Consider the following 5,335-nt stretch of genomic DNA (forward strand, 5'->3'; position numbering starts at 1 on the left):
GGTGTGGGGTGTGGGGTGTGGGGAAAAGGAAGAATAAATAAAAATAATCTCCTGAAGACTGAAGACTGATAATTTTCATTTTTGTAGTAGAATGGAGAGCCACTAATAACCGATTTCTGGAATAATGACCGATATTAAAACCCTAATTAAACAGGTACACCAAGAGGCAAAAAAAGAGGATTTTCCCATCGATACCCTGATTTACCAAGAGGCAAAAAAAGACCCCTTTGAACCGGTTTTGTATGCTGGTAATCTTGCTAGTCAGTTATGCTTTTTTGGCCGGGATTTAGGACGAGATGAAGTGTATGCGGGACAACCTTTGATCGGGGCTGCCGGTAGAATGGTAAGAGAGGGATTTTTTCAAGCTTGGCAGGGGAGAAAATCCCATGATCGTCAAGAGTTATTATCGGTGTGCGATCGAATTTTCCTAACTAATACAGTTCCCTACAAACCTCCTGGTAATAAAGCTTATTCTGGGGAAGTGAAAGATCGTTTCCGTCCATTTATAGAAAAACTGCTCGTTTTTTATTGGCAAGGTGATCATATCATTCCTCTTGGTACGGAAGCTTTTAAATGGTTTGAACCCTACGGTAAACCGAAAGAAGTGGATAAATTCTATCTTGATAAAGAACGCTTTACCAAAAAACTCCTAGTTACCCTTACCGCTACCGATGAAGATGGATTAAAACAGCAAAAGAAAGTGACTTTATTGCCTCTCCCCCATCCCTCTCCTCTCAATCAAAGATACTATGCTCTTTTTCCTGATTTATTACAAAAAAGATTAACTGAATTTGCCTTTTAACCGATGAGAATTTACGGCAATCGTCCCATAAAAACCCTAGCAGGACAATTAACCCGTCCCACAACAGCAAGGGTGCGAGAAGCTTTATTTAATATCTGGCAACAGAAATTATCTGGCTGTCGTTGGTTGGATCTTTGTGCGGGTAATGGTTCCATGGGTGCGGAAGCTTTATGTCGAGGTGCGAGTCTAGTAATCGGAATTGAACAATCAGGACGCGCTGGCGAAATTATTAAGGAAAATTGGCGCAATTTAGCAACTTCTCACCAGCAATTTCAAGTAATTCGGGGGGATGTACTGACAAAGTTAGCCACTTTAGCGGGGAAAAGTTTTGATCTAATTTATTTTGACCCTCCCTACGAAAGCGGGTTATATTTACCGGTACTAACTGCCATCTCTCAATCTAATTTATTAGATTCTCTGGGGGAAATTGCCGTGGAACATAATCCCAAATCTTGGCAAGCAATTAATCTAGAAGGTTTAACCATTTGTCGTCAAAAACGCTACGGCAATACTACGTTAACTTTTTATCAAAAAGCAGATGTCTAATAGATCTCTTGCAAAAATCAAAAATCTTCCGTTAGGTGAGGAGTAAGGAGCCAGTAGTCAGGATTCAGGAGAATGATGACAACAAGCTTAAAAAGGAGACTGGGAATTATGAATTATGAATTATAGTCATTTCAGATAAGTGTGAGACGAGGGCGTTGGGTTTCATGCTTCAACCCAACCTACGTTCTCTCAATCAGAAATGGTCAATTTTATTGGGCAGTCCAGAAAAAATTATTATTTCTCAACAAAATCACATAATTTGTCACTTTTCTTGACAATCATCCTGAGTAAAGCGAGAAACTTTCTGGCAAACGCAGTTAATCACGCCATTTTCAAGCTATTTAAACAAAAATAAGAGCTTATTTCGATAAAATTGGCAGTAAATAGCCTATATACTCCTAAAAAACTTAAATCCCTTCTCCTAGTCCTTTTTTTGACCTAAAACTACCCCGAAGTTTCCTGACACGGCAGCCGAACTCTCTCCCCTTAACCCTTGCTGCTCCCCAGAATATCACCTATTTTTGGTATAAATTTATACCCGACAAAAATAGTCGGGTATATTTGACACCAAGATTTTGCCGGTGATAGGATGCTTATAGATTCAGTTGACGGCAAGACAGGAAAATCATGACCCTAGCGACAAACATCAAAACCTCAAAATTCATCCCCACCTTTACCCGCTTGGTTTCTAAGGAAGGAGGGACTTCTTACCCTCTGAAAGCGCTGAATATCTGCGAAGAAACCTTTGCCCCCCTAGAAGTGGACTACGATTACGACCTCATCCGTCGCACCGTTACCAGAGAAAGCATTCAAGCAGGTCCCAATTCCATCTGGCGCTATCGTTCCTTTTTGCCGGTGGAAAGTGAAAATCCCATCGATGTGGGTACGGGTATGACTCCCCTAGTTAAATCCCACCGTTTAGCCCGGCGCTTGGGTCTAAAAAATCTCTACATTAAAAATGATGCCGTCAATATGCCCACTCTCAGCTTCAAAGATAGAGTGGTATCCGTCGCCCTTACCCGGGCCAAAGAATTAGGTTTTACCACCGTTTCCTGTGCTAGTACGGGAAATCTGGCCAATTCCACCGCCGCTATTGCCGCTCACGCCGGTTTAGACTGTTGTGTTTTCATTCCCTCCGACTTAGAAGCGGGTAAAATTCTTGGCACCCTAATCTATAATCCCACGGTAATGGCAGTTAAAGGCAACTACGATCAGGTTAACCGTCTCTGTTCAGAAGTGGGCAATACCTACGGTTGGGGTTTTGTCAACATCAATCTGCGTCCCTACTATTCCGAAGGTTCCAAAACTTTAGGCTTTGAAGTGGCTGAACAATTAGGCTGGAAACTCCCCGACCATATTGTCGCACCTTTAGCCAGTGGTTCCCTCTTTACCAAGATTTATAAAGGCTTCCAAGAATTCGTCAAAGTCGGTTTGGTGGCAGATAAAGCAGTGCGTTTTAGTGGCGCTCAAGCGGAGGGTTGTTCCCCCATCGCCCAAGCTTTCAAGGAAGGACGGGATTTTGTCGCCCCAGTTAAACCTAATACTATCGCCAAATCGATCGCTATTGGTAATCCCGCCGATGGTGTTTATGCCCTTGATATTGCGCGTAAAACTGGCGGTAATATTGAATCCGTCACCGATGCCGAAATTATCGAAGGTATTAAACTTTTGGCAGAAACGGAAGGCATTTTCACAGAAACCGCAGGCGGTACAACTATCGCCGTCTTGAAAAAATTAGTAGAAGCGGGTAAAATCGACCCCGAAGAAACCACGGTCGTTTATATCACCGGTAATGGTCTAAAAACCCAAGAAGCGGTACAGGGTTATATCGGTGAACCCCTGTTAATCGAACCGAAATTAGAAAGCTTTGAACGGGCCCTGGAACGTTCCCGCACCCTCGAACGCCTCGAATGGCAACAGGTTCTCGTCTAGAATTGATGTTCAGGGATGATGGGGCGATTATCCTCTTGCCTCATCTCCACAAGCAATTTAAATTTGCGCGCAGCTTACTGTCCTTTCCACTTTTTCCTTTAATATCTATGGCTGTAAAAGTTCTCGTTCCTACTCCCCTGCAACAATTTACAAAAAATAAGGCTACCGTCGAGTGTAGTGCTAGTAATGTCGGTGATTTAATCGAATCCTTAGAAGCAAGTTTCCCCGGTATTAAGGCCCGCTTATGCGATGAAGAGGGCGCACCCCGGCGCTTTTTAAATTTCTACGTCAACAGTGAAGATATTCGCTTCCTCGATGGGACAAAAACCCCCTTAAAAGATGGCGATGAAGTCAGTATCGTTCCGGCGGTAGCTGGAGGTTAACGTCCCCATAAGTTTGTTTTCCGTCAATTGTAATTAAACCCCTAGAAAGTGATGTTTTCTGGGGGCTTTTGTTTAGGTAAGTTCTAAGCTGCCCGCGCATTTAAGTAGGGACGCACAATTATTTGTAGGATGGGTTAGCGGTAGCGTAACATAATCGGGCGTTGGGTTTCATGCTTCGACCCAACCTACGTTCTACACTAGCAATATTTAGTTCATTTTTCGGTATCTTTTGAGACTTTTTTATCGGATATTTTCCAAGTCCGTCCTTGACAGTAAACTTGGCCATCTTTAATCTGAACGCCAAAAACCTGACGGGCTAATTGTAAAATTTCTTTACGTTCTTCATCGGTTAAATAATCATTTCCTTTTCTTCCGCTAGGGCAGATTTTTTGGTCGCCTCCTGCTTCTAGATAACGCTGTCTTCCTTTGGCTGCAATTTCGCCAATTCTTTCGTATTCTTGCTGTTGAAGTTCTGTCGGTTTTTTCATAGTTAAAGCATCCATTCTAGGGGAATAATTTCGCCATTAGGCAATAAGTATGATCTGGGCAATGTTAGACTAGAAGTAATGATTAGCCAAGCTCCATTATCTTCATCATAGACTCTAAAGAGTAGAAGTCCCAAAGTTTCAAGAGCATTTAAGACAAGATACTGTTCTTCTGTAGGTTCCACTTTTCTCAATAATTATTGTGATGATTTTTAATTATCTGGTATAGAAATTACCGCTTTAGCAATTCTTCCCTCTGTTCCTAATGTCTTGGCAGGAACTTCTAGGTTATCAGTGGACTCTATGTAAATTAGAGTGTTTTTGTCAATTTGGATTGGAGTTAGTCGAGTCATAAATAGTGCAAAAATTGAAAATTAACTTTTTTCTCTAGTCAATTGCCATAGAAGTTCTCATCTAAAATTTGCTCTGGCAAGAAAGGACAAATTTGAGGATAATCATTTTCTGGGGGAATACGAACACCAAATTGAGCAAGTTTCCCTTCCTTAATTGCCACTTGACGAGCATCTGGATAAGCTTCCTCGATAGCAGTTTCTAGATAGGATTTCAGGGAAGGCGTATTGCGTAAGTTTTTCTCAATTCGCTGGCGATGCTCAATAATAGAACAATACCAGCTATCCTTCATTGATGGCGGTGCGTCGTGCTGTACTTTTAATTTGAGCAAATGAGCCAAAAGAATCATCAAATTACTTTCTAAAGTTCTTTTTTCCGATTTTCCCAACTCGGTTAACTCCTCAATTAAGTTATCAGTATCCAGCGCAGCAAATTCCCGCTTCTGTAGGTGATTAATTGTTGTTGCGAGCCATAATTGAAAATCTTGTTCGTAGAGAGTTTTCGACATAGCGATAAGTTGTTCGTTCGAGTCAATAACTGCACTGATAACTAAGCGGATACAATTCTCAAGGCGTTGCTAATTTCTAGCTTCCCTTGTAGTTTACCAAAAAATCACCTAAAATTGAAACTAAGTAGGTAGGCGTTAAAAATTATCAGATGCCCCCCTTATTAAGGGGAGATCCCCCCGCCTATCGGCACCCCCCTTATCAAGCTATCCATTAGTCACATCTTTCTTAACATAAAATTTGACAAAAAGAGAAAAGTGTGCAAGATGGCTCAAGGAGGTTCTATGGGGGGACTAATTTGATGAGATAGTTTCCAAGTCTGGCTGATAT

General features: G+C 41.7%; 8 protein-coding genes. 4 read left to right on the forward strand and 4 right to left on the reverse strand.

Features of this window, described 5'->3' with window-relative positions; translation table 11 throughout:
- Positions 1-124 precede the first annotated feature (124 nt).
- The 4 genes from IQ224_RS21325 (at position 125) to IQ224_RS21340 (ending at position 3,663) form a co-directional block, all read left to right on the forward strand.
- Positions 125-802, forward strand: a complete 678-nt coding sequence (locus IQ224_RS21325) for a uracil-DNA glycosylase family protein (protein ID WP_002750869.1) — start codon at positions 125-127, stop codon at positions 800-802.
- Positions 803-805: 3 nt separating this feature from the next.
- Positions 806-1,348, forward strand: coding sequence for a 16S rRNA (guanine(966)-N(2))-methyltransferase RsmD (rsmD, locus tag IQ224_RS21330; protein ID WP_194033469.1), 543 nt, complete (start codon positions 806-808; stop codon positions 1,346-1,348).
- A 627-nt stretch (positions 1,349-1,975) separates the two neighbouring features.
- Entirely contained in the window at positions 1,976-3,280 is a 1,305-nt protein-coding gene (gene thrC / locus IQ224_RS21335; protein ID WP_002750866.1) for a threonine synthase, read from the forward strand.
- 107 nt (positions 3,281-3,387) lie between these two features.
- Positions 3,388-3,663, forward strand: a complete 276-nt coding sequence (locus IQ224_RS21340) for a MoaD/ThiS family protein (RefSeq protein WP_002742805.1) — start codon at positions 3,388-3,390, stop codon at positions 3,661-3,663.
- 212 nt (positions 3,664-3,875) lie between these two features.
- Here the strand turns inward: IQ224_RS21340 and IQ224_RS21345 are convergent, their stop codons facing one another.
- From IQ224_RS21345 to IQ224_RS21355, 4 genes are read right to left on the reverse strand one after another with little or no spacing between them, the layout of a single operon-like run.
- Complete coding sequence (locus IQ224_RS21345) at positions 3,876-4,151, reverse strand: hypothetical protein (protein ID WP_002742806.1); 276 nt, start codon at positions 4,149-4,151, stop codon at positions 3,876-3,878.
- 2 nt (positions 4,152-4,153) lie between these two features.
- Positions 4,154-4,333, reverse strand: a complete 180-nt coding sequence (locus tag IQ224_RS21350) for a hypothetical protein (protein WP_002765124.1) — start codon at positions 4,331-4,333, stop codon at positions 4,154-4,156.
- A gap of 27 nt (positions 4,334-4,360) precedes the next feature.
- The gene (locus tag IQ224_RS24400) at positions 4,361-4,501 is read right to left on the reverse strand and encodes a hypothetical protein (RefSeq protein WP_002742810.1); all 141 of its coding nucleotides are present in this window, start codon (positions 4,499-4,501) and stop codon (positions 4,361-4,363) included.
- Between the two features lie 38 nt (positions 4,502-4,539).
- Positions 4,540-5,007, reverse strand: a complete 468-nt coding sequence (locus tag IQ224_RS21355; RefSeq protein ID WP_002742812.1) for a DUF29 domain-containing protein — start codon at positions 5,005-5,007, stop codon at positions 4,540-4,542.
- Between the last annotated feature and the right edge of the window lie 328 nt (positions 5,008-5,335).

Origin of the sequence: Microcystis sp. LEGE 00066, from assembly GCF_015207925.1 — a bacterium.
Taxonomy (GTDB): domain Bacteria; phylum Cyanobacteriota; class Cyanobacteriia; order Cyanobacteriales; family Microcystaceae; genus Microcystis; species Microcystis ichthyoblabe_A.